The following is a 21395-nucleotide window of genomic DNA, read 5'->3' as shown; positions in this document are numbered from 1 at the left end:
TTGTAAACTTAATCTAAGTAGTGTGTTTGGCACTTAAATATTTTAACATCAAGGAAAAAAAACAAATCTGTGTTCTGAAATCATAACAAAAAAATAGTTATAAACTTATATTGATCTATATGATAAAAAAATGGAATCTTATTAAGGAGAATAAAGTATTTTCTTCAAAACCTTTCAATGTGTATAAAAAAATCTATGAAAAACCAGAAAAAAGAGGTAAATTTTCCGCATTCGTTATTCAAACACCTGATTGGGCAAATATCATTGTGCGAAATAAAAAAAAAGAAATTTTACTGATCCGCCAATTTCGATTTGGGTCTGATAAAGTAGAGTTGGAAATCCCGGGAGGTTGCATCGATTCAGATGAAGCACCTATTGATGGAGCCCGAAGAGAATTAAAGGAAGAAACAGGGTATATTTCGAATAAATTTCAACAAATTGGAGTTGTAGATGCAAATCCCGCGATTCAATCAAATAAATGTTATACATTCCTCGCGGAAAACATTACCAATACGGGTATACGCAATTTAGATCCTGACGAAGATTTAGAATGCCAATTTTATCCAATGGAAGATGTTCAAAATTTTATTCGAGATGGGAAAATAACAAATACATACATCATCGCAGCCTTTCACTGGTTATCATTATATGAGCAAAAATAAGCACTAAAACAAAAAGGAAGAAATAAAAGGACATAAATAATTAAATAGGGGAAAATCCAAGATGATCTCGAATTTTATACACCATTAATTCTGAATGGGTGGCTTTATTAGAAGGCATTGTAATGAGTTTTGCATGTTTAACAGCTTTAGCAATTTTTTGAGCATCTTTCGCCTTGTGCATCTTATCACCTTTTTCCGCAATTAAAACGACAGATTTTTTCAGCATTTTATACATAGGTAAATAATTTTCACGGGCAATCGGTTTACCAATATACCACCATTTACGAGGACTCGCTTCATCAATCACCCGAATATATTTGGCGGCAGTTTCCGGAGTATCGCTTTGAGTTTTTTTAATCCAATATCGCAAAAACGGGCGGATTGGAGTAAGGGTAAAACGAGTACCTAACCGTGTAAGAGGACGAGTCCCAAAAGGCATTGGCCACTTCGGTTGAGGGCCAATTAAAAACGATTCTTTAGGAGCATATTTATCATAAGCTAAACCATCAGCAATGAGATTAGCACCCATACAACTTCCAACAAGGATGAGTTTATCTTGATCTAGATCTAATTGTTCTATTGCAATGGCGAGATCTGTCGACAAACGTTGAATGCCACCGCGTTCCGCTTTTTTTGGTAAAATACTTGAAGCTTTTTCTCGAGTCTCAAAATAAATAAAATCAAAATCTTTTCGTGCTTCTTCAATAAATCCTTTCCAAGAAAGCGGTAAAGTCCCCCATCCAGGGACCATTAAAAGGGTATGCCCATTTCGAGTTTCTTTTGGAGCAATTGAACGCATTGCAAGTAATTGCGTACCATCATCCATTACAACGTATTGTTTTTCACATTCATCTTCAAAGAGAATTTTTGTTGAAAGCTGCAATTCTTGCATGAGTTTGGATAAGCCTCGATTATATTAAAATTTAAGATGTAGTCTACATATACTCTTCCTATCTACTAGGTAGAAATGCATCCTATGAAGAAACTATCGAATTGGAAGAAATCCCAAATAAACAATAGTTCCCTATTTAAATAGATGATCATTTGACAATTAAATTTTTCTATAAATAAAAATCTTGAAAAAGTGGAAAAAAACCTATTACTCAAAAAATATTAAAAATTGAGTTTGTTATTTATGGAAGATTAAGTATTTCCCGGATTTTAACTACCATCCTTTCCGAGTGGGCAACTTTATTACTTTCCATATATACTATCTCAGAATTTTTAATTGAGTTTGCGATTGCGAGGGTATCCTCAGGAATATGGGTTTTGTCCCCTTCCTCAACAACAATAACTACAGGTTTTGACACTTTCGAATACATTTCCGTATAATCATCGAAGGCGATGGGTTTTCCGACATGATGCCACTTCTTACTACTTGCTTCATCAAGCACTCGGGCATATTTAGCTGCAGTTTCCTCAGTATCACATTGTGTATGAACAACCCAGTATTTTAAAAATGGTTTTATTAAAGTCAAAGAGCGTTTAGGTAATAATGGAAGAAGAACCTTTGATATTTTTGGTATAGGCCATTTGGGCTGAGGTCCAAGCAAAATACTTTTGTGGGCATCAAATTTTTCTTGAACCAAACCATCGGCAATGATATTTGCCCCCATACATGAACCAAATAATATTAAACTCTTCTGATCCAGTTTCAATAATTCAATAACTTCTTGCAAATCTGAAGATAAACGCTCAATACTTCCCCGAACGGAATTTTTTGTTAGAGTGCTAGATGCTTTTTCACGAGTTTCAAGATAGACCAGATCAAAATCATCTCGCGCTTCATCTAGGAAACCATTCCATCCAGGCACGATACTACCCCATCCGGCAATCATAAGAATAGTAAAACCATTACGAGAAGCAACGGGAGCATAAGTTCTTAGAATGAGAAGTTCGGTAGAATCACTCATTGTTAACATTACACGTTCACTTTCATCCTCAAAATCCGAGTGTAATGCATAATTTTTATTTTTTTTAGAATTTAATGCCATAGGAGTTCGTCGTTGTTTTGATAAATATTAGTCTAATCATATAAATAAACACCTAACTGAAAAAATTTTGTTTTCTAAGAGTTTATTGAAATTTGATCAAAATTCTTTAGAATTGTTGTCTTTTATATTTGTATGAAAGATCCGATTAAAGTTTCAAAGGATGTTTATCTTATAGGATCCGATGATATTTCTGGAAGCGGAGATTGCTGTGTGTATGCGATCAAAATTGATTCGAATCAAATATGTTTAATAGATGCCGGAACGAAAAATGCATCTATTTTGCTGGAGAACATTCAGAAAACTCCTTTAGCAAATAATGAAATTTCTGATTTAATTTTGACCCATTGCCACTATGATCATGCTGGGGCTGCACACCAATTAAAAGAAATCTTTCCAAAAATGAAAATCCATGCTCATGATTGGGATGCCCCAGCAATTCAAGGAGCGCCCAATACCGAAAATCTAACCGCAGCAAATTGGTATGGTGAAGGATATATTCCTGTAAAAATCTCTCATGTTATTCGAAATGATAAAGAAAAATTGAAATTGGGTGTAAAATCATTTGAAGTATTTCATACTCCGGGACATACTCCAGGATCCATATCAATTGTTTTGAATGAAGGCAATAACACTAAAATATTGTTTGGACAAGACATCCATGGTCCATTTTTACCAGAATTTAATTCCAATATTCAAGATTGGAAAATTTCCATGAAGAAGATTCTTGCTTTAGAAGCAGATATCTTATGTGAAGGACATTTTGGAATAATTAAGGGAAAAGATTCAGTAAGAAATTTTATTCGAGGGCATTTACAGCGAAATTAATATGTGTTGAATTAAAAAAAATTGAATGTATCGATATGAATCGAAAAGATCAGAAAAATTCCAATCACCATTCTGATAGTTTTCTGGTTTTATTGTAAAAATGACCATTAAAATATCTATAAAATCATCATAACATTATATGGTGTTATCTGAATCATTCCCGATAGATAAAAATCTATATGGTATGTTGACCAAATGTCAACAATGTCCTTATTTTTCGAATATTTTGAAAATTTTTCCAATTTTTGTTGAGATCGAATGCCATATGTGCGGAAAAGTTAAAATTCAGTTGGAAAATAGTTGTTCAAGCAGGTGCAAAAGTGAAGAATTGAAATTCATTTGCCAGAGTTTTTACATATTCTAATATAATAATGTCTTTGTGCAATTAAGAAAGTATATTGAAGTTTTAAAGAAAAAAAAGTTCAAAGGGCATTAATCAATAGAAGGATCACCGCTACCACTTCAAGGAGAACCCCCAATCCTGCAAGATTCATGTAAACCGTAATTCCAGCCATGGCTGCTTGAACACAGACAAAAATTAATAACATCCACCACTTAAAAGGAACATCCAATTTTGTTTTCACGATTTCAACTTGAATTAGCACTAAAATTGATATCACAATTCCAATTAATTGGTATAAAACATCCAACCATGCTTGATTGCTAGCGGAAGTATAAATTCCAATAGCAAAGCCCGCTAAAGCTAATAAGGCGCCGATTAAAGCAAGAATTCGAGCAACATCCCATCGCTCTTTCGACTGAGATTTTCTTCTTCCCATTGTTTTTCCCTAGATAAAAATTTGCCAAAGGGAAAATAAATCATTCGGTGTTATAGTTTAACAAATTAACACCAAAGTTTTTCAATATTCGCCGTAATTTCGCCATAGGTAGTCCTATAACATTAGTAGGGGAGCCTTGAATCTCATCAATAAATAAACTGGCCCGATCTCGTAGTGAATATGCACCCGCTCTACCAGTGAACTCATCTTTTAGATTAAGATAGTCCCAAATTTCAGAAGGTTCAAGTTGTTGAAAATGAATGCGTGAATGATCAACAAACACTTCTTGTTGCAACGTTTCAGACTGTATGATTGCTACTCCAGTATAAATGTCGTGATATTGGCCAGAAAGATTTGAAATGATCCTAAAAGCATCTTGCTTATCCTTTGGTTTTCCAATTAGTTTTCCATCATAAAAAACCATCGTGTCGGCTCCTATTATAATAGCAGGTTCTTTATTTTTTGAATAGTGATCATTCCATAGTTGAAGAACATTACGAGCCTTCTTCAATGCAAGATCTTTTACTAAAACAATTGGATCATCATTTATAATCATAGACTCGTCAAAATTACTTGGAATAATTTCAAATGATAAATTTGCTCGTTCAAAACATTTCTTTCGATCTCTGCTCGAAGAGCCAAGCACTAATTTCATAAGAAAGATAAAAATTGGAAAAGATAAAAAAATTTGGAAACTTAGGGCCGGCCGAAGCCATATTTTTTCCACATTTTGTCAATAAAAGCATCAATTTCATCTCGCGGATTTTCGAAGAATCCATCAAAATAATGACGAGCCATTTCATTTTCCATATCATACCAATCCTTTGCCTTATTGTATGCCATAATATTAATAGCAGGTTTGACCAAATGCAATAATTCTGTTGGTTTTTGTGTTAAAGATCGAGCAAATTTTTTCACTGTTTTACCCAATAATTCTGGCTCAACAAGTTCGGTAACTCCACCCCATCTATCAAATTGTTCGAGGGGAACTTTTTTTCCAGTTAAAAGCATTTCTTTAGCGTGAACGGGTCCTAAAACATGCAGTGACATCGCAGTAGGGCCTGTTGCGGGAAAAATCTTCAAATCGATTTCAGGAAGTTGGAAAAAAATATCGGGTTTATTGGCCACAAAACGAAAATCGCAAGATAATGCAATAATACATCCCAAACCGATGGTTTTCCCTTGGATTTGAGCAATAACGGGCTTCTTCATAAAGAAAATTGTTCGTGAAATCTCTCTTCCATGGCTTAAAATATTATCCACAACTTCTTGGTTTAATCCATTTGCAAATAAGGCAAGATCAAAACCTGCTGAAAAAACCGATTCCCCTTCTGATTTCAAGACCACACAACTAACTTTTGGATTTTCTTCTGCTTCTCGTAGTCGTTTCACAAGCAATTTCGCAACATCTATATTAATGGTATTCATTTTTGTGTTGATTGTTATATAAGCGATTTTAGATTTGATTTTTAATTGAATTCGAGTTTCTTCGTTTTGATCATTTTCGACTATTATTTCTTCTTCGGTCATATGATGTTCATTTTTTTTGAAGAATAAAAGCCTTATTTTCCTATTCTAACTAAAAAATGGAAAAGGCTTATTTTTCTTTACTTCTTTTTTAAGTACATGCCAACGAACCGATCTGCCCTTGAAGAAAAAATCCGAGATTATGCAATAGACGAGGGTATTCTTGGGAAGAAAGTCCCAGAAAATCCAAAATTAGAATTTGGATATGAACTAAACTACCCCCCCCGTTCCCCTAAGCCTATGCGAATTATGATTATCAAACCAAAAGAAACTAAAGCAATTTCGATCCAAATTGCCACTCAAATTGCAAAACAACATGTGGAAGCCATTACAAAGAAAAATGTGAACGGTATAATGAATTTCTTCATGATGTTTAAGAAGTACATGCTTACACAAAATCTCCTCTACAATCTCGATCCAAAAAATGCCCGATATATCATTCTCGAAAACATTTTCCCCGATGGTCTCACAGAAAATGCATTCTATATTGCCATTCGGAAAGTTTTCAATGCAGCGGTCTTAATGAATATGACTGTGAATGAAATGATGTCAGGCGTTATTCCAAAAAACAAATCGATAAAAGATGTTGGAGATATGGGTTTTTCTAATTCAATGTTTACTTAAATAAAGAAAAAGTTGTCAGAAGGATGCAAGATGTCGCAAGAAGAACGGGAAAAAGTGCTTTTTTCAAATCATTTACATGCGATTGGAAAACTGGATTATGTTAAAGATCAGAGCAAGAAAGTTGAATGCATTTTATGTGCTGTAAGAGAGAATGACTCGCGTGTGACAGCATTGAAAGTTTATCAAGAAGAATTATTATTTATATCCCTAAATTTGTATCCGTATAATCCTGGACATTTAATGGTTATTCCAACTCGACATGTAGAGAAATTCGAGGATCTAACTAAAATAGAACGAGAACGAATTTTTGAAGTTGTTATCTATTGTCAAAAAATGTTACGAGCCATTTTTTCCCCTTCAGGATTCAATGTGGGGTATAATCAAGGAAATTTTGCAGGAGCCAGCATTAAACATATTCATGTACATGTAGTTCCTCGTTATGACCAAGAACTCGGATTTATTGATATTATTGGTAATGGAAGAATTGTTGTAGAAGAAGCGACTCAAGTTATGGCTAAAATTCAAGCCCGAATTCCAGACTTTATTCTCTCTCCAGATGTGAAATAATAGTGCTTTTAAAAATATTAGATTATCTTGTCAGTCGGAGATATGTTGAATTAATTCATTGGACAAATGAAGCATTGGAACGATATGGGGCCCGGATGGATGAAAATCAAAAGAAACTTTTACAGCATATCAAACACAAAGAAATTCATGAGATATTGTCGTTTCTCAAAAAATTGTCTTATACAAAAATAGAAGCTGAAACCTATGAGCTTTTATTGGCTCAATTTTCTGAAAATGAAGAAGATATTAAAGAACAATGGGCTTTTGAAACGTTATTTCGATCGGATAGAGATTATGTTAATTTAATTCTACAAGAAAATATAATTATCTTTCAAGAAGGAATAGAAATCTCAATTGAAGAAGATCCAAACTCTTTATCTTTAAATCAAATGAAACAAGCGTTACTTGATTCAAATACGCTTTTTATAAACGGAAAATTTTACACCGCTCAAGGACAAACAAGTATTGATAAACTTCAAACAAAATTACGAAAATCCAATGTTTTGCAAGACTTAAAGCAATATAAACGATATGAAAAAATAATTCAATTTATTGATGCTTTGGATGATACCCTACAAAAAATGTTTTCCATCAATCATATTGGCATTATTTTTTACAAAGAAGCATTATTTCTGGTTAAATGGGTCCAATTCTTGGATGAACATCAATTACTTTCAGAAGAAATTGCATCAACTTCAAAAGTCACAGTACTTGATGATTTCGGTGTTCGAATTGGAGTGCAAGTGAAAGAAAATTTAGAACTTGGAAATTTAGTTATTTTTACCGATAAACAAGCAGAAAATAACTCGGAAAAATCTCCTCTGACTCCACTATTTTCATTAGATGAAGGTTTGTTCTCTGATACTGTATCAAAAGATAAACATATTAAGTATAATCTAAAAAATGAAGAAGATTGTAAATCTTTTGTCAATAAAATTCTTGCCAGAATAGAAACTGGAATTCTCTTACTAACAAAGAAAAAAGCTGCGTGGGTTAAGGATCCAAATGATCTTGCTAAATATATTCAAATTTCATTAGAAAGAATTGAAGGAATGGCTTCAATCAGCCAACGTTTAAATGTTTTACGGGATCTATTTTCACTATCCACAGATCCCTCTCTAATTGCGAAAATCCAAAGAAAAATGGAACGAAATTATATTCTCTATTTAAAAGAACAATTTTCAGTAGATAATATTCAAGCTGTTTCATCCATCTTAAAGTCGGTTTTACAATACCAGCTTTTTGAGGAAAATCAAAGTTTATTGGTGCATACTGTCGTTTATTTATTTGATTCATATTATGCGGACAGCGATATTATTATTAGTTCAGTAGAATATCTCTTCTCTAATTGGGATTTATCGGAAGAACTAATCAAAATTCTTGAAAAACCCCAAATCGTTGCAATCACCAGTAAAGTTGCAATTATGTTAAACAGAGGAGATTATTCTTCAGTTGTTACTTACCTAACAAGCTACCTAAAAAACCACCCGAAATTTAGCTCCTTTAATATTTTATCTTTGCTGTTAGAGGTATTATTAGAAATTTATCAGTTTAAAGGTACAGAGAAACACAAATCCATAACAAATAATAATTATATTAACTTTTTACGGGATTTTATTAGTTCCATTCATCTCTATGATAAGGACATCTCTGAAAAAGATCGAAAAACGCTTGTAGAACTGATTAAAAAAGATTTCACATTCTTGTCTCTAGATTTAGATTTTATTGCTTATCTAGATAACAAACTAGTTACATATTTAACCACACTCAAAACAATAGATGAACGTTATATCACAAAAAGGGATTTTTACAAGATTGTCCGAAATATCGGAGAACAAGCACCCTTAATCATGTTTCATAAAAAATTACCCCAAGTAGGAATTCAAGTTTTTGAGTATTTAACAAAAATATACAAAGATGTTGAAATAACATTAGATTTTTGTTCTATATATATCAGAATATTCAATAAAAGTGCAAATATCTTAAAAACAAGTCCTGATTTGCTTAAAAGTGCCGCGGAAATAATGCTCCAAATCAAGGTGTGGATTGATACGCTTAATCAAACCCATGAGACAAATATTCATCCAAATTTCTTGCTTCCAATTCAAAAAGAAATCAGGTCTTTTCTAAATAATTGGTATCTCAGGGGAGAATTACCAGAATATGATTTTGCCATCCATAAAACATTAATAAAACAATGGGTTGAATATGCAGGATTCGAACATGATTTAGAGAATATGTATAATATCTTATCTATAAAAGATTTCATTTGGGCTTGTGATGAAGGTAATTATCAGCGAATGCAGAAAAAATATGTCGAAATCCCTCTTTCAGTATATGAAAACAACTTGGATTATTTTTTAGAGGAAATTAAACGTTTTTTGGCCCAACCCTATAAAAATAGTGATGAATTTAGAATTTTTCTGTCTGTTTTTAATATTATTCAAGAAGATATTGAACGTATTAAAATCACATCCCAAGATTTTTTAGAGATCAAGCGAATCGCAGAACTAACATTCCAAAATTCATCTTACGTGATAATCGAGGAGGGAAAAGCAACAAGATTTGCTAAAACACTAACTGATATTAAAGATTCAATCATATTATTCTCACCTCATATTATCTCCAACATTTTAGAGAAATTTCTGTCGATCTATGAAATGAGCAATCAAGAAATTAGTCGATTTGATGCTCGCGTGCAAATGATGGGCAATATGGTCTCAATACTGGGAAAAACAATTCAAAAATATGATCAATATTTCCAAACAAAAGCGCATTTACCCCTAAAGCAAACACAATTTCTTTCCAAGCAAGATTTGGAATTATTTATTAAAAAGGACCATATTGATGCAAATATTCTCCAAATATTCCAAAATATTCAGAAATTAATATTGTATTTGATGATAAAAGAACCAATCAAAAGCGAAAAAATTACAATTCCCTTCAACCAATTTCTAACTAACATTCTCATCCATTTTGCGGCCAATTCAGAGAAAATAATATCAGATTTGATCGCACTTTCAGAAGAAATATTTCAGAATCAAAAAATACTAAATACCAATAAAAAAATTCTGTTTAAATCTTTACTTGATATTTTTGATGGCCAAAATTACCCAGAATTTAATAAAAAATTGGAATTTTACAAAGATTTTGTGGAAAAATTATCCAATCTCGAAGCTTTATACTATTCTATTCGTAGAAAAGAAAATAAAGCAAAAATTGAGACTGCCAAAATCGAGGCAAAGTCAATAATTGAATTTAATCCAAATCTTATTTCTCCATGGATTATCTATGGAAACTGTTTAGCAATCCAAGAAAAATATGAAGATGCAATTAAAGCTTACAATCGAGCGCTTAAATGTGAATCAAGTAACCCCAATTATTCCCGTCTTTACCATAATCTATTAGTGGCACATCTCACTTTAAAGCAATATGATGAAGCAGTAAGTATTGTGCAGAATTTAGATATAGGGATAAAAACTAACCCATTTATATCTGATCTCATTCAGAGAATTGAAGATATCACTGGAAAAAAACTTCTTCAACAAACTTGAAATACGACAATGATTGGTTTCCCAAATTTTGATATATTTCGAAGTTCATTAGTACAATGAAAACTAGAGAAACTGAAATTCCTATGAAAACACCTCAGAAACCACCCACAAAAAAAATCTCAATGTGTCCTGATTGTCATACAATAATATCAGAAGAATTAAGCAATATGATGTTGCGTGGCGCTTCGATTTATTGTGAAACATGTGGTTTTAAAATAGAAGGAATGAAAGGTATAGAACGAATTAAACCAATAGCATCCAAACAAAACGGAAAAAAACATAAAGAAAAATCAAAAACTCAGACTCCGAAAGATGATTCTTGGACAGCGACAATGGCAAAATGGCAGAAAGATTGGGATGATTTTGTCAAGGATTGGAAAGAAGGATGGACAAATTTCAAAAACTGGTTTAAAATTAAATGGACCGCTATCAAAAAATGGTTCACAAATGTATCAAATAAAGTAAAAAAACCATTTATTTCCAGCCCAGTTCCTAAAAAAAACCAATTGATTTCATCAACTTCATCGAACATCCCACAGACTCAAATTAACGCTAAATTTGACCCTTATACTGGAAAACGAATTTTACCAGCGGGAAGTCAAAATGCAAAATTTAATCCTTTCACCGGAGAAAGAATAATTCCAGAAGATGCAGATAGCAAATTAGATGATTCTCAAGAAAAAACTCTCCCCCTCCAAGCAGAAAAAAACATGCTTGTTGATGAAAAACGCGAAGTTTTTACTGTTTTAGCGCCAGAAATTCGAGAAAAGCTGCTCTCGATTGATATGTCATCGGAAGAACGAACCTTAATCGCAAAATCATTCATTTATTTAACCGAAAAACAACAAGGAAAGTATTTAGAAGAATTGGAAAATGTGAACACTCAGTCAAAAAATATCCAACCGCTAATCCACGCCATTAAAGAATTACCCATTTCTCAGCACGATCAAGATTTTCTTATTGATCAATTAAATTATATTCCAGAAAAAGAACATGAAACTTACGTAGCAACCCTTAAAGAATTTGATAAACCTGATAGATCAAGTGAAAATGTCGAATTAAATGCATTAGAAAAAGAAAAATTCCAACGTGAGCAAGATCAATTGGAATTGGAAGCATTAAAAAGAGTAAAACAAGATTTAGAGCATCAAATGAAAGTAAAAAAACTAGATACGGAATTAACGGGAAAAAATCCGAGGAAATCTATCCCAGATTCAAAGAAAGACAAAAAAGAAAAGGAATTGCAATAAGGTTCACCTTTTTTAATGATTTTGGATAATTTTTTCTAACTTTTTGTAGGAATCAACAGCCCTTGAGTGAGGACGCACCTCTATACAATAATCTTCAATGGTAACATCTTTTAATAACTTTATAAAATAGGCAAAATCAATAATGCCTTCGCCTATTGATCGATGACTTCGATAATTGTGAATGTCATGTAAGTGAACTTGACGAATTTGAGAGAGATTATCAAGAAAAAAGGCTTCAATCTCAGCAATTTTTTCCCCACTTCGAGTAAAAGTTTTGGCGATATCCCAACACAAGAAAATTTCTTCATCTTGAATTAAAGGCTCTAAAACTTCTAATATAAACGGATTAAAATAATAGTTTTCAACACAGAGAATAAATCGATTGCGAGCCGATTTAACAATTTCTCCCAAATTATTCTCTAACGCTTCCCAATAAATCAAGAGATCTTCCTCAGGATATTTTAGTTCAGGAATTGTATCTGTGGGAAAAGTTGTCATTTTTCCTAAATGTATCGTTATCAAACAAGCACCAATTTTCTCTGCAAAATCAAATAAAGCAGTATAATAAGCAAATATTCCTTGTTGAAGAGCAGGATTAATGACAAAAAGTGAAACCACATCATCGGGAGCATGCAAAGTAATATAGAGATCATGTTTTTTTGCATAATTTCGAATTTGGAAGCAATCCTCATCGCTTACTTGTTCGAAAGATAAATGGGGAACCTCAACCGCAATTTGAATTCCCTTAAATCCAGATTGATTAGCAAATTTTAATGCATCTAATATAGACGAATTGTAAACAGCGTGAAAACTGATGTGATTTTGTATTACATTCCAAGAAGACATTTATGGTGATATAAAAATAGGGGAAGAATAAAAAAGTTCACATTTTTCTTAAAACTGATTGATCATTGGTTCCATTAGTGTTTTTGATTCAACATCAGGTTCATGCGAAACGGCTAAATCATCCCACTTCCCGCATTTTGATCCCCATCGTGCAACCAACTCAGAATTCTTCCGAATTTCCACAATTTCACATACATTAGGACAATCAGCGCATTCAAATCCCGTAGTTTCGAAAGTCATTTCGGGAATATCCCACCCATAAAACTTGGATGGTCGTGGACGTTTTTCTATTTCTTCTTGAGCTAGAATTGCTGCGCCAATCGCCCCCATGACATCATAATGTTCTGGAACATGAACTTTGTGCCCAAGACTTTGTTCAAATGCCCGCCTAATACCCTTATTAGCAGCAACACCACCTTGAAACATAATAGGAGGCCGGATGACTTTACCTTTGCCAACATTATTCAAATAATTCCTAACAAGAGCATCACATAATCCTCGTATTATATCCTTTTCGGGATAACCCAATTGTTGCTTATGGATCATATCCGATTCAGCAAACACAGTACATCTCCCCGCTATGGTCACGGAATTGGATGATTTTAGAGCTAAATCGCCAAAATCTTCAATAGGAACTTTTAACCTCCGTGCTTGTTGATCTAAAAAAGACCCAGTACCAGCGGCACATACGGAATTCATTGCAAAATCAATCGCGACTCCATCCCGAAGAATAATGATTTTACTGTCCTGACCACCAATTTCAAGGACAGTCTGAACATCTGGACGAATTTCTAATGCAGCAAGAGAATGAGCAGTTATTTCATTCTTGACAATATCAGCACCAATTATTATTCCTGTCAGTTGTCTGGCACTACCAGTAGTCCCTGCACCACTGATCGGTAAATCTTCACCAAGCTTATCTCGCATTATTACAATTCCTTTTTGTACCGCATTAATTGGTTTTCCATCGGTACGAATATAAACCGACCCAATTACTTCTCTTTTTTCATTAATTACTGCAACATTGGTGCTAATAGAACCAACATCAACACCCAAATAGAATTTTTTTCCATTTATTGTCATATTGAAATACCTTTTAAATTTGTTGGGTTATTGGAACCTCATATTTCTTTTTGTGTGGATTTTGGGGTGCTTTTTTCAACTTTTTCCTTGCAAGTAAGTCAATAAAAGCTTCCAAGCGAGTTTGAAATCCTGCTTCTCCAGTTTGTTCATCTACAACTAAAGAAAGAACAGGCATATCATGATCCCGACTTACTGCGGGTAAAATACTGCGAGAGATTATTTCGGGCATACACGTAAACGGATAAAGGTGAACCATTCCATCCCACCCTTTTTTCTTCAATAAAATTGTGGAACCGATGGATTCTTGAGTTTCCCCCCCCAGACGATGGGCCACATAGGGTCGAGCAGCTTTTTGTTCATAATCGATGGGCATATGTCTAAAGGGATTTAACTTGTAAGGGATGTCAATAAATCGTCGGAGTGAGTTTGAATGTTCTACAACTACCCCTAATTCATTCAAGCGACGGTGAAGTTCAACATTGAGGGCAGGTTCTAATACAACATATATCTCACCAACAATACCCACTTTAATTGGGTCAATACTATGATCTATTTCAACTTCCCGTTTAAAGATTTTAGGAATTTCTTTCTGCAATTTTTTCATATCTCGAATTTTGGGCGTATCTACAATTCTTCTGAATATTTTCTTGGCAATTTTATCGGTTAAGCCTTTTTCTAATTCTAATGCCCGATAATGAAAAACTTGATTATCTGTTATATCCGTCAAACGATTAGCAATATAAGAAGCTCTCACAGCCCTAACTACTTGCGAAAAATTACAATCTCGACCAAATTCATTTTTAAGAGTGCGGAAAATTTCGATTGGACTTTCATAATCAACAGGAACGAATCTAAAATCGCTATACCCTAAATCTTCAAGAATCAATTTTTGTACCGGCCAATAATATCCAAACCTACAATACGCATGACATCCCCCCATTGCAAGCTCATCTGCCCCCCGTTCGAGTGATTCAATAAATGTACCCAATGTAAGTTTGAATGGAGTACATACAAATTCGGGAGCATGGCGCGCACCAAGTTCAGCGGTTTTTTTGCTCGGTTTATTGGGAATGATGAGATCATAGCGATTCAATTCATGAAATAAACGTTCAAATACATAAACTAAAGATCCAAAGTGAGGAAATGTTATTGGGATAGAATTGGCCTCCATATTTGTTTTTCGTCAATTTGTTTTTGATGTTTGCGACGAAGTAAATCAACAAAAGCTTCTAAACGGGTATTAACCCCTGCTTCGCCTGTGAGTTCATCAAACACAAGTTGAAGCAAGGGGACTTCTGGATCTCGTTTTGAAAAACGGGAAGCTAATTCTCCAACAATTGAATCGGGTCCGCAAGGAAAAATTTGAATATGAATGATTCCATCGACCGTTTTTTTATCAATAAAATGAAGAATAGTGCCTAAAATCTCACGTTCATAATCGAAATACATATTGTAATCTAACTTCTTTAATTGTTCTTCGATTAAAGAGCGAGGAACTTGCTCAGAAGTAATTATATCAATTCCATAATCCCTTAGTTTTTTCCGAATTTCTACAGATGCATAATCATCATTAAGTACATAAGAATGAGCCGCCAGAGCAAGTTTAATTGGAGATTCATCTTCTTGTTTTTTTGGAGGAATGTTTACATATAATTCAGAACGTTCCCACTGATAATATTTGTTTTCAGAAAGAATTAAGTTTGCTAAATGATCTCGTTGAGCTTTAAGAGATTTTCTAATCGCCCGAATAATTCTAAAAGGATTAGAAGTGAAACGAAAGCCTATGCTGAAACAAATTTGAAGATAGCGTAACTTTCCATGGCCTGCCTTAGCTTCAGAATAGTAAGGACGAATTATTTCAGGAAGATCCGGGTACATAAAGCGGAGAACATCTGCTAATCCTTGAAATTTGGGACAACCGACATGTTTTTTATGAGCAGACCCAAAACGAGGCACAAACAAATAATCAACCTTATCCTTTAACCATAATGCATGACCATGGTAGAGCTTGGTGCTATAGCAATCTTCATCAGTTGCATTACCCACACCCAATGCTTTGATTGTTTTAGAGGTTTTGGGTGAAATTATGACTTTAACACCTAATTCTGTGAAAAATGTGACCCATAAATCCCGATATTTGTGAAATAATAAAGCGCGCGGTATTCCAACCCTCTTTTGCATCTGATTTCCCTCTTTTAAACAGTTATCGTATCTCTATATTGATCCCCACTAATGGAGTTAAACTTGGTTTTGGTCGCATCAATATACTTTATGTTTGTGATAACTCACAACCGTATATAATGTAGTGTCTCTCCAACTATAAAAAAATGATCAAAAATAAAGCTTAAAAATCATTTATTGGTCGGGAAGGAACAATTAAATGGTTTTAGGGGTTTAATTAAATAGTCATCTAACTAAAGCGATTTATCGCTAACGATAGGTTTAGCATAATGAATGGAAAGAAACAAGAAGATTCGCGAAAAGTAGTTTTAATAACTGGGATTTCAAGAGGGATGGGTTATGAAACAGCACGATTGTTAGCTTCTAAGGGTTTTACGGTCATAGGAACATCACGAAATCCAGAAAAAATCTTGAAAGAAAATAGAATACCAGGAGTTAGCTATCTGCCATTGGACATCACAGATGATGGAAGCATTCAAGATTTGGCGAAATATGCCGGAAATATTGATATTCTTATCAATAATGCGGGTAGTTCCCAAGTAGGTGCGATTGAGGATGTTCCTGTGGAAAATATTCGCAAGTATTTCGAGATCAATGTTATTGGACATGTTCAAGTTATCAAGCAATTTCTCCCTCAAATGCGACAACAAAGATCGGGCTTGATTATAAACATTAGTTCTATGGCAGGAGTTACCCCAGTTCCATTTTCAAGCTTTTATGGTGCTGCTAAAGCAGCCATGCGATCCATGACGCAAGGATTACGGCATGAACTGAACAATTTTGGAATTCAAGTTGTAGATATTGCACCCTTTGAAGTTGACACTACAATCCCTCAAGAATTGTTCTTATCTGAAAATTCTCCCTATTTCAAAAATGCACAGCATCAAAAGCAAAGACGGGATGAAAATCTCTCAAAAGCAGTAAAACCCAAAGAAATGGCACATCTCATCAATAAAATCATCCATCTCAAAAATCCCCATGCCTATTATTCAATTGGTCATGGAGCTAAACTAAAAACCTTTTTACTTAAACATCTACCCCATAAAATGGTAGAAAACACCATGCGAAAACGCTATTTGATGGATTAAGATAATCTGGTGACTTATATGGAACAAGAACATAAATTTACCGTAAAAAAAATTAGCCGAATGGCACAGTCTATTGACGATTACACGACCTATTCAAAGAAAAAAAATCTGATTTGGGCCTTTTCCGAATTTGATGTGACTCGAGCACGTGAAACTTTACAACGTCATAAAGAAGAAACAGGAGAATCTGTGAGCTTCACCGCATTTCTTATCAACACATTTGCTCGAGTTGTCGAGAAACATAAGTTTCCAGTTAATACAATTCGGAAAAGAAAATCAAAATTTTATACCTTTGATGAAGTGGATGTAATGACGAATATCGAAAAAGAAGTAGATGGAATAAAAAAACCTGTTAGCTATACGGTGAGAAATGCACATAAAAAAACACTTCGAGAAATTCATGAGGAAATACGAGCCGCTCAAAAAGTGAAAAAAGTGTCTCTCTCCAGTGAAAAAGGGAAGGGAAAGAAAATTGTAAAACTTTTTCCAAAACTCCCGCGATTTATTCGTAAGATGGTAGTTCATCGGATTTTTTCGAATCCGGAAATAAAAAAGAAGATCATGGGCACGGTTGGTGTTACCTCCGTCGGAATGTTTGGAAATGATTTAGGATTTATGATACACATTACCCCACACACTCTATCAATGGGAGTTGGAGCGATTGGGACAAGACTCCGTAAAATAAATGGTGAAATTGTGGAGCGGGAAATGTTGGGAGCGACAATTGCCATGGATCATGCAATAATTGATGGAGGGCCCGCTACCCGTTTCTTCCAAGATCTTTATTCCATGATTGTTGAAGAATGCCATGATAAAGAGTGGTGCTTTAAATCTCTAAAAATTTAATTTAATTGTTTATTTTTTTAACCTTTTTTCCTCACTCCTACAACGCGTTTAAATTGAGATTGTTATTTTACGATTTGATTTTTCCCTTTTCTTTTGCCATAAAATTAATCTTTCGTGGAAAATACAAAAGGAATTGTTAGGATCAAAGGCATGCATAGACATCCATCCCCCAAGGATGTTTCTACTGTCTGCTTAAGATGAAAACTTATATATGTTGCCGACAAAAATCTAATTACGGTTGACATCTCATGTCTGCCAATCCTGAAGGTTCTGGAGAACAATTGTTAATTTTTGTGATCCTATCACCGCTCATATCAAAAAAAAGTTTGTCATCTCTGTGCGTAATGCTCCTTGATTCCCTTCGAGGTGGATCAGGAAGTGTTGAGGTCAATCATCTTTCATGGACTTTAGTTAATCAATATAATGGATGGAATGTTGAAGTAGATCAATCATTTGCATCCAAGATTTTGAATTGGCTATTCAATTAAATATTGTCACGCCTTACAGCACATGGTGCAGTTCCTTTTGGGATTTTTTTCACTTTGGTGAAAAAGGCGGGAACAGACCGCAACAGGCAGAACCATCATAAGGAGTGGCAGAACTGTGTCACCGATAGAAAATCCTTTAATTCTCATCATAATTGGGGATAAAAGAAGAAATAAGGCACGTTGCTACAACAACATGCCTTAATACACGAATTCAGTAGACGCTGAATTCGGTGATCTAGCATGAGTCAAAATCCCTCAAAAACTTTTAGGTTACACAAAAAAAAAAGTGTAAATCCCGTGGATCTCTGCACCTCTCTTCGAATTCAACTTTTATAGAACAGATAATTCGCTTTGGAGTTGGAATGGATGTGCATCGAGACACAGTTGTTGTCTGTATCTGTGCCCAAACGGCACAAAATGAAATTATTGTGGTAAAACAGCATTCCTTCCGCAATGTCCCAACAGGTCTTCAAGAAATGATGAACTTTCTGAAAAAGTACTGTCCAATTTCCCACTATCTAATGGAATGCACAGGGATCTATCATCGCCCAGTGTATCATGCGCTAGAACGAGCCTTCCCACAAGAAAAAGAGAAAATTATCGCAATGAACCCCCTTTTAGTCCATCGTCGTTTAACAGATTTGGGAAACAAACATGACAAAGCAGATGCTCAACGTATGGCAGAGCCATCTTTTTATGATAAATTACTCCGCCCCAGCCACGTTGGCGATCCTCAATTCTTTCATCTCCGGGATTGTCTTCGGAGTTACACTCGAAGCCGACAAGATTCAACTCGCTTTAAAAACCGGATCCACCGTGTGCTTTGCAGCATTCACTTCATGCACAAATTCGATTTGGGCAAGGAATGGTCCTTACAAATCCTTGACTATTGGATCCACCATGGAGGGGTCTTCCAAAATGCATTCCAAGCCCTTCTTTTGCACATGATTGAAGAGGGAATGCCGATCTTGATATTGCAAAAGCATAGCGATGATTTTGCACCTTTTGCATCCGTTTCTCTGACACGGGAGAGTACATTTAATTTAGCACAATTATTGCAGCAATTTCTCGAAGTAGAACGCCATGCTGCCCAATACTTGTTGCAGACAGAGCAATTTATTCTCTCGGATGCCGAATTCACAACCAATTATCAAGCATTACTTACAATTCCATGCATGGGTCCCGTATCGGCCCTGCAAATTTTAACTGAAGTTGGAGATTTTCGTCGTTTCAGAGATTGGCGAGCATTCGCAAAGTTTTGTGGCGTTGTTCCAGAGATAAAAGAAAGTGGAAGTAGCATTAATAAGGGACATGTGAATAGATACACAAATGCCCACCTTCTGGAGATCATTGGTCCAGATTGCAAATTTAATAATTAACGGAAAAGCTTCTGGAACAGATCTTGATGAATTTGCTACTAAACAGTACCATTCACGTAAGTTGCCGTTCAAAAAGGCATGCATGAAGGTGGCTTTTAAATTAAGTCGAATCGTGTACAACATCCTAGTGAAAAACATTCAGTATGACCCTCACTATGAGCAAACTCAACAAAAGATGCAAAAACTACTGCGACGGAAAGCACGAACAGGCACTTTACTGCAATCCGCACAAGTGCGTGCATTGCGAAAGGATATAGGACGGTTCTTTGTAAACCATCATGAACACCTCAATTCGAAAAGTCGTTTTCTATTGACACGGGGCTTTACACAGATGATTGACAAGGTGAATAAAAAGGATCTGAATGATAAGGATACGAAGTGAGTAAAACGTGTAAAGGTTAAAAAAATATAGACCTTAGTCCATAATGGGGGCTTCATGCCCCCTGGCTAAGGTTTTTTTTCATGTTTTTGCAAAGAAGGCTGATATATTTGTGTAGATAGATTTGTAAAAAAAAAAGAACTTATGCTTGTACAGATTCAGAATTACGTGCAAATAATTTCTCAATAGCTTGGGAGAGTTGTCTCACTCCTTTTTCCAAGAATTCATATATCATTTTCAAGACATCTTTCGTGTATGTGAATGCGAGAGCAACCATATTATAGACAAATGTTAAACTCATGACAATTAAGAATGTGGCAATAGCAATAATAGCAACTTGATAAAGAATGTGCATTCCGGCGAAGTTTGCCCAAAAGGTTTGGGCTGATAATTCAATACTGTAATAGCTCATATTTCTTATGACTCCAAAGAGTTGTGTTATAATATAATTAAAACTTGATAGATACCTAAACCCTTCAGAGGCCGAAATTTATCATGGAGGCCATTTTTTGTCAAAAGATTATTTTTGAACTTCTAATATTTTTTAAGTCCCATGAAACATAGTTTATTCAAGGAGGTAGAAAAAATGGAAAATGATGATGGTTTCAAAGTAGAATTAAGCAGTAAACCCATGCAATTTAATGGTATGGCTAAAATTCCTGCAGGAGAGATGCCTTACGACATAAATATTAATGGTTTTGGAAAAATTCAAGGAGATTTCAAGTGCGACTCTCTACACGCTAACGGGTTACTTAGTGCAAAGGGAAAATTGGAGGTAAGGGGAGATTTACAAGTAGACGGATTATTCAAATGTAATGATTCTTTAAAGGTCACAAATAATGTTAATTTTGGCGGAATGGGTAAAATCAACTCAAATGTCACAATAAATGGAGAATTAAATGCAGAAGGCGCATTTAAATGCAAAGCAGATGTTTTTGTTACTGAAAAAGCAATGTTCGCAGGATCTGCGAAGATCAATGGGAATTTTACATCACAAGATAATTTAACAATTAAAGGGCGAGCCTCAATCTATGGGAACATTGTTGGCAAAAACATCACAATATCCCGAACGGAGGATGTAAAATCCTTTTTCAATAGAAAATCACGAATCTATGGAAATTTAGCTGCCCAAAAAGACATCATTATTGATGATATCAAAGTAGAGGGAGATATCCAGGGGCAAAATGTGAATATTGGGGAGAATTCGATAATCTACGGGAAGATATTTTATGTAGATGAACTAAATATCGACAAAGATGCATATTTAGAAAATGATCCAATTCAAATTTCATTGGAAGAGTTGCATCATTAAATTGTCGGTTT

The 21395-nt window shown here is 34.5% G+C and carries 22 protein-coding genes; 12 read left to right on the top strand and 10 right to left on the bottom strand.

Translation table 11 applies throughout. From position 1 onward, the window contains the following. Positions 1-119: 119 nt before the first annotated feature. Positions 120-662 carry an NUDIX hydrolase gene (locus tag NEF87_RS16755; RefSeq protein WP_457916736.1) on the top strand — a complete coding sequence of 181 codons (543 nt, stop codon included), beginning with the start codon at positions 120-122 and terminating at the stop codon, positions 660-662. A 40-nt stretch (positions 663-702) separates the two neighbouring features. Here NEF87_RS16755 and NEF87_RS16750 read toward each other — a convergent pair whose 3' ends face one another. Then, positions 703-1554, bottom strand: a complete 852-nt coding sequence (locus NEF87_RS16750; RefSeq protein WP_457916735.1) for an alpha/beta hydrolase — start codon at positions 1552-1554, stop codon at positions 703-705. 241 nt (positions 1555-1795) lie between these two features. Continuing rightward, complete coding sequence (locus NEF87_RS16745) at positions 1796-2656, bottom strand: hypothetical protein (protein WP_371802561.1); 861 nt, start codon at positions 2654-2656, stop codon at positions 1796-1798. 132 nt (positions 2657-2788) lie between these two features. Here NEF87_RS16745 and NEF87_RS16740 point away from each other — a divergent pair, with 132 nt between their 5' ends. Then, complete coding sequence (locus NEF87_RS16740; protein ID WP_457916734.1) at positions 2789-3481, top strand: MBL fold metallo-hydrolase; 693 nt, start codon at positions 2789-2791, stop codon at positions 3479-3481. Positions 3482-3903: 422 nt separating this feature from the next. Here NEF87_RS16740 and NEF87_RS16735 read toward each other — a convergent pair whose 3' ends face one another. The 3 genes from NEF87_RS16735 to NEF87_RS16725 are packed head-to-tail and all read right to left on the bottom strand — an operon-like array spanning position 3904 to position 5790. Then, positions 3904-4260, bottom strand: a complete 357-nt coding sequence (locus tag NEF87_RS16735) for a hypothetical protein (RefSeq protein WP_457916733.1) — start codon at positions 4258-4260, stop codon at positions 3904-3906. Positions 4261-4300: 40 nt separating this feature from the next. Further along, on the bottom strand, positions 4301-4915 hold the full coding sequence (locus NEF87_RS16730; RefSeq protein ID WP_457916732.1) for a Maf family protein: 615 nt from the start codon (positions 4913-4915) through the stop codon (positions 4301-4303). A 41-nt stretch (positions 4916-4956) separates the two neighbouring features. After that, the gene (locus NEF87_RS16725; protein WP_371802557.1) at positions 4957-5790 is read right to left on the bottom strand and encodes an enoyl-CoA hydratase/isomerase family protein; all 834 of its coding nucleotides are present in this window, start codon (positions 5788-5790) and stop codon (positions 4957-4959) included. Positions 5791-5886: 96 nt separating this feature from the next. Between NEF87_RS16725 and NEF87_RS16720 the strand changes: the two genes are divergently transcribed. The 4 genes from NEF87_RS16720 to NEF87_RS16705 are packed head-to-tail and all read left to right on the top strand — an operon-like array spanning position 5887 to position 11782. Further along, entirely contained in the window at positions 5887-6411 is a 525-nt protein-coding gene (locus tag NEF87_RS16720; RefSeq protein ID WP_457916731.1) for a DUF2299 family protein, read from the top strand. Between the two features lie 30 nt (positions 6412-6441). Then, a complete protein-coding gene (locus NEF87_RS16715) occupies positions 6442-6978 on the top strand; it encodes an HIT family protein (protein ID WP_371802555.1) in 537 nt (178 codons plus the stop codon). 2 nt (positions 6979-6980) lie between these two features. Then, positions 6981-10532, top strand: a complete 3552-nt coding sequence (locus NEF87_RS16710; protein WP_457916730.1) for a hypothetical protein — start codon at positions 6981-6983, stop codon at positions 10530-10532. 56 nt (positions 10533-10588) lie between these two features. Continuing rightward, entirely contained in the window at positions 10589-11782 is a 1194-nt protein-coding gene (locus tag NEF87_RS16705) for a hypothetical protein (RefSeq protein ID WP_457916729.1), read from the top strand. A gap of 12 nt (positions 11783-11794) precedes the next feature. Here NEF87_RS16705 and NEF87_RS16700 read toward each other — a convergent pair whose 3' ends face one another. The 4 genes from NEF87_RS16700 to NEF87_RS16685 are packed head-to-tail and all read right to left on the bottom strand — an operon-like array spanning position 11795 to position 15892. Then, on the bottom strand, positions 11795-12628 hold the full coding sequence (locus NEF87_RS16700; RefSeq protein WP_457916728.1) for a sugar phosphate isomerase/epimerase family protein: 834 nt from the start codon (positions 12626-12628) through the stop codon (positions 11795-11797). Between the two features lie 48 nt (positions 12629-12676). Continuing rightward, positions 12677-13711: an acyl-CoA dehydratase activase gene (locus tag NEF87_RS16695; protein ID WP_457916727.1), complete on the bottom strand. Its 1035-nt coding sequence runs from the start codon at positions 13709-13711 to the stop codon at positions 12677-12679. Positions 13712-13724: 13 nt separating this feature from the next. After that, positions 13725-14882 carry a CoA protein activase gene (locus NEF87_RS16690; protein ID WP_457916726.1) on the bottom strand — a complete coding sequence of 386 codons (1158 nt, stop codon included), beginning with the start codon at positions 14880-14882 and terminating at the stop codon, positions 13725-13727. Beyond that, positions 14858-15892 (bottom strand): acyl-CoA dehydratase activase-related protein, encoded by a 1035-nt coding sequence (locus tag NEF87_RS16685; RefSeq protein WP_457916725.1) that lies wholly within the window; start codon positions 15890-15892, stop codon positions 14858-14860. Before NEF87_RS16685 ends, NEF87_RS16690 begins: the two co-directional genes overlap by 25 nt. Before the next feature lie 269 nt (positions 15893-16161). Here NEF87_RS16685 and NEF87_RS16680 point away from each other — a divergent pair, with 269 nt between their 5' ends. From NEF87_RS16680 to NEF87_RS16660, 5 genes are all read left to right on the top strand, one after another. Further along, positions 16162-16980 (top strand): SDR family oxidoreductase, encoded by an 819-nt coding sequence (locus NEF87_RS16680; protein WP_457916724.1) that lies wholly within the window; start codon positions 16162-16164, stop codon positions 16978-16980. An 18-nt stretch (positions 16981-16998) separates the two neighbouring features. Then, the gene (locus tag NEF87_RS16675; RefSeq protein WP_457916723.1) at positions 16999-17826 is read left to right on the top strand and encodes a 2-oxo acid dehydrogenase subunit E2; all 828 of its coding nucleotides are present in this window, start codon (positions 16999-17001) and stop codon (positions 17824-17826) included. 248 nt (positions 17827-18074) lie between these two features. After that, positions 18075-18314, top strand: a complete 240-nt coding sequence (locus NEF87_RS16670; protein WP_457916722.1) for a hypothetical protein — start codon at positions 18075-18077, stop codon at positions 18312-18314. Positions 18315-18676: 362 nt separating this feature from the next. Beyond that, positions 18677-19693, top strand: a complete 1017-nt coding sequence (locus tag NEF87_RS16665; RefSeq protein ID WP_457916721.1) for an IS110 family RNA-guided transposase — start codon at positions 18677-18679, stop codon at positions 19691-19693. Further along, positions 19665-20075, top strand: a complete 411-nt coding sequence (locus tag NEF87_RS16660) for a hypothetical protein (protein WP_457916720.1) — start codon at positions 19665-19667, stop codon at positions 20073-20075. The genes NEF87_RS16665 and NEF87_RS16660 overlap by 29 nt, the downstream gene beginning before the upstream one ends. Before the next feature lie 139 nt (positions 20076-20214). Here NEF87_RS16660 and NEF87_RS16655 read toward each other — a convergent pair whose 3' ends face one another. Then, complete coding sequence (locus NEF87_RS16655; protein WP_457916719.1) at positions 20215-20484, bottom strand: hypothetical protein; 270 nt, start codon at positions 20482-20484, stop codon at positions 20215-20217. Positions 20485-20658: 174 nt separating this feature from the next. On the opposite strand from NEF87_RS16655, the gene NEF87_RS16650 reads away from it, so the two are divergent. Beyond that, complete coding sequence (locus NEF87_RS16650) at positions 20659-21384, top strand: polymer-forming cytoskeletal protein (RefSeq protein ID WP_457916718.1); 726 nt, start codon at positions 20659-20661, stop codon at positions 21382-21384. Positions 21385-21395 lie beyond the last annotated feature (11 nt).

Source organism: Candidatus Lokiarchaeum ossiferum (assembly GCA_025839675.1).
In the GTDB taxonomy this organism is placed as follows: domain Archaea; phylum Asgardarchaeota; class Lokiarchaeia; order Sigyniarchaeales; family Promethearchaeaceae; genus Lokiarchaeum; species Lokiarchaeum ossiferum.
Note: the sequence above shows the minus strand (reverse complement) of the source record. Positions and strands in the feature narration are given on the sequence as shown.

Coding starts and splice junctions, on each gene's coding strand:
- NEF87_RS16680 (WP_457916724.1), top strand. CDS start 16,162: ATGAATGGAAAGAAACAAGAAGATTCGCGAAAAGTAGTTTTAATAACT.
- NEF87_RS16735 (WP_457916733.1), bottom strand. CDS start 4,260: ATGGGAAGAAGAAAATCTCAGTCGAAAGAGCGATGGGATGTTGCTCGA.
- NEF87_RS16670 (WP_457916722.1), top strand. CDS start 18,075: ATGTCTGCCAATCCTGAAGGTTCTGGAGAACAATTGTTAATTTTTGTG.
- NEF87_RS16675 (WP_457916723.1), top strand. CDS start 16,999: ATGGAACAAGAACATAAATTTACCGTAAAAAAAATTAGCCGAATGGCA.
- NEF87_RS16740 (WP_457916734.1), top strand. CDS start 2,789: ATGAAAGATCCGATTAAAGTTTCAAAGGATGTTTATCTTATAGGATCC.
- NEF87_RS16700 (WP_457916728.1), bottom strand. CDS start 12,628: ATGTCTTCTTGGAATGTAATACAAAATCACATCAGTTTTCACGCTGTT.
- NEF87_RS16730 (WP_457916732.1), bottom strand. CDS start 4,915: ATGAAATTAGTGCTTGGCTCTTCGAGCAGAGATCGAAAGAAATGTTTT.
- NEF87_RS16685 (WP_457916725.1), bottom strand. CDS start 15,892: ATGCAAAAGAGGGTTGGAATACCGCGCGCTTTATTATTTCACAAATAT.
- NEF87_RS16665 (WP_457916721.1), top strand. CDS start 18,677: ATGGATGTGCATCGAGACACAGTTGTTGTCTGTATCTGTGCCCAAACG.
- NEF87_RS16750 (WP_457916735.1), bottom strand. CDS start 1,554: ATGCAAGAATTGCAGCTTTCAACAAAAATTCTCTTTGAAGATGAATGT.
- NEF87_RS16695 (WP_457916727.1), bottom strand. CDS start 13,711: ATGACAATAAATGGAAAAAAATTCTATTTGGGTGTTGATGTTGGTTCT.
- NEF87_RS16655 (WP_457916719.1), bottom strand. CDS start 20,484: ATGAGCTATTACAGTATTGAATTATCAGCCCAAACCTTTTGGGCAAAC.
- NEF87_RS16725 (WP_371802557.1), bottom strand. CDS start 5,790: ATGACCGAAGAAGAAATAATAGTCGAAAATGATCAAAACGAAGAAACT.
- NEF87_RS16650 (WP_457916718.1), top strand. CDS start 20,659: ATGGAAAATGATGATGGTTTCAAAGTAGAATTAAGCAGTAAACCCATG.
- NEF87_RS16755 (WP_457916736.1), top strand. CDS start 120: ATGATAAAAAAATGGAATCTTATTAAGGAGAATAAAGTATTTTCTTCA.
- NEF87_RS16720 (WP_457916731.1), top strand. CDS start 5,887: ATGCCAACGAACCGATCTGCCCTTGAAGAAAAAATCCGAGATTATGCA.
- NEF87_RS16715 (WP_371802555.1), top strand. CDS start 6,442: ATGTCGCAAGAAGAACGGGAAAAAGTGCTTTTTTCAAATCATTTACAT.
- NEF87_RS16745 (WP_371802561.1), bottom strand. CDS start 2,656: ATGGCATTAAATTCTAAAAAAAATAAAAATTATGCATTACACTCGGAT.
- NEF87_RS16705 (WP_457916729.1), top strand. CDS start 10,589: ATGAAAACTAGAGAAACTGAAATTCCTATGAAAACACCTCAGAAACCA.
- NEF87_RS16690 (WP_457916726.1), bottom strand. CDS start 14,882: ATGGAGGCCAATTCTATCCCAATAACATTTCCTCACTTTGGATCTTTA.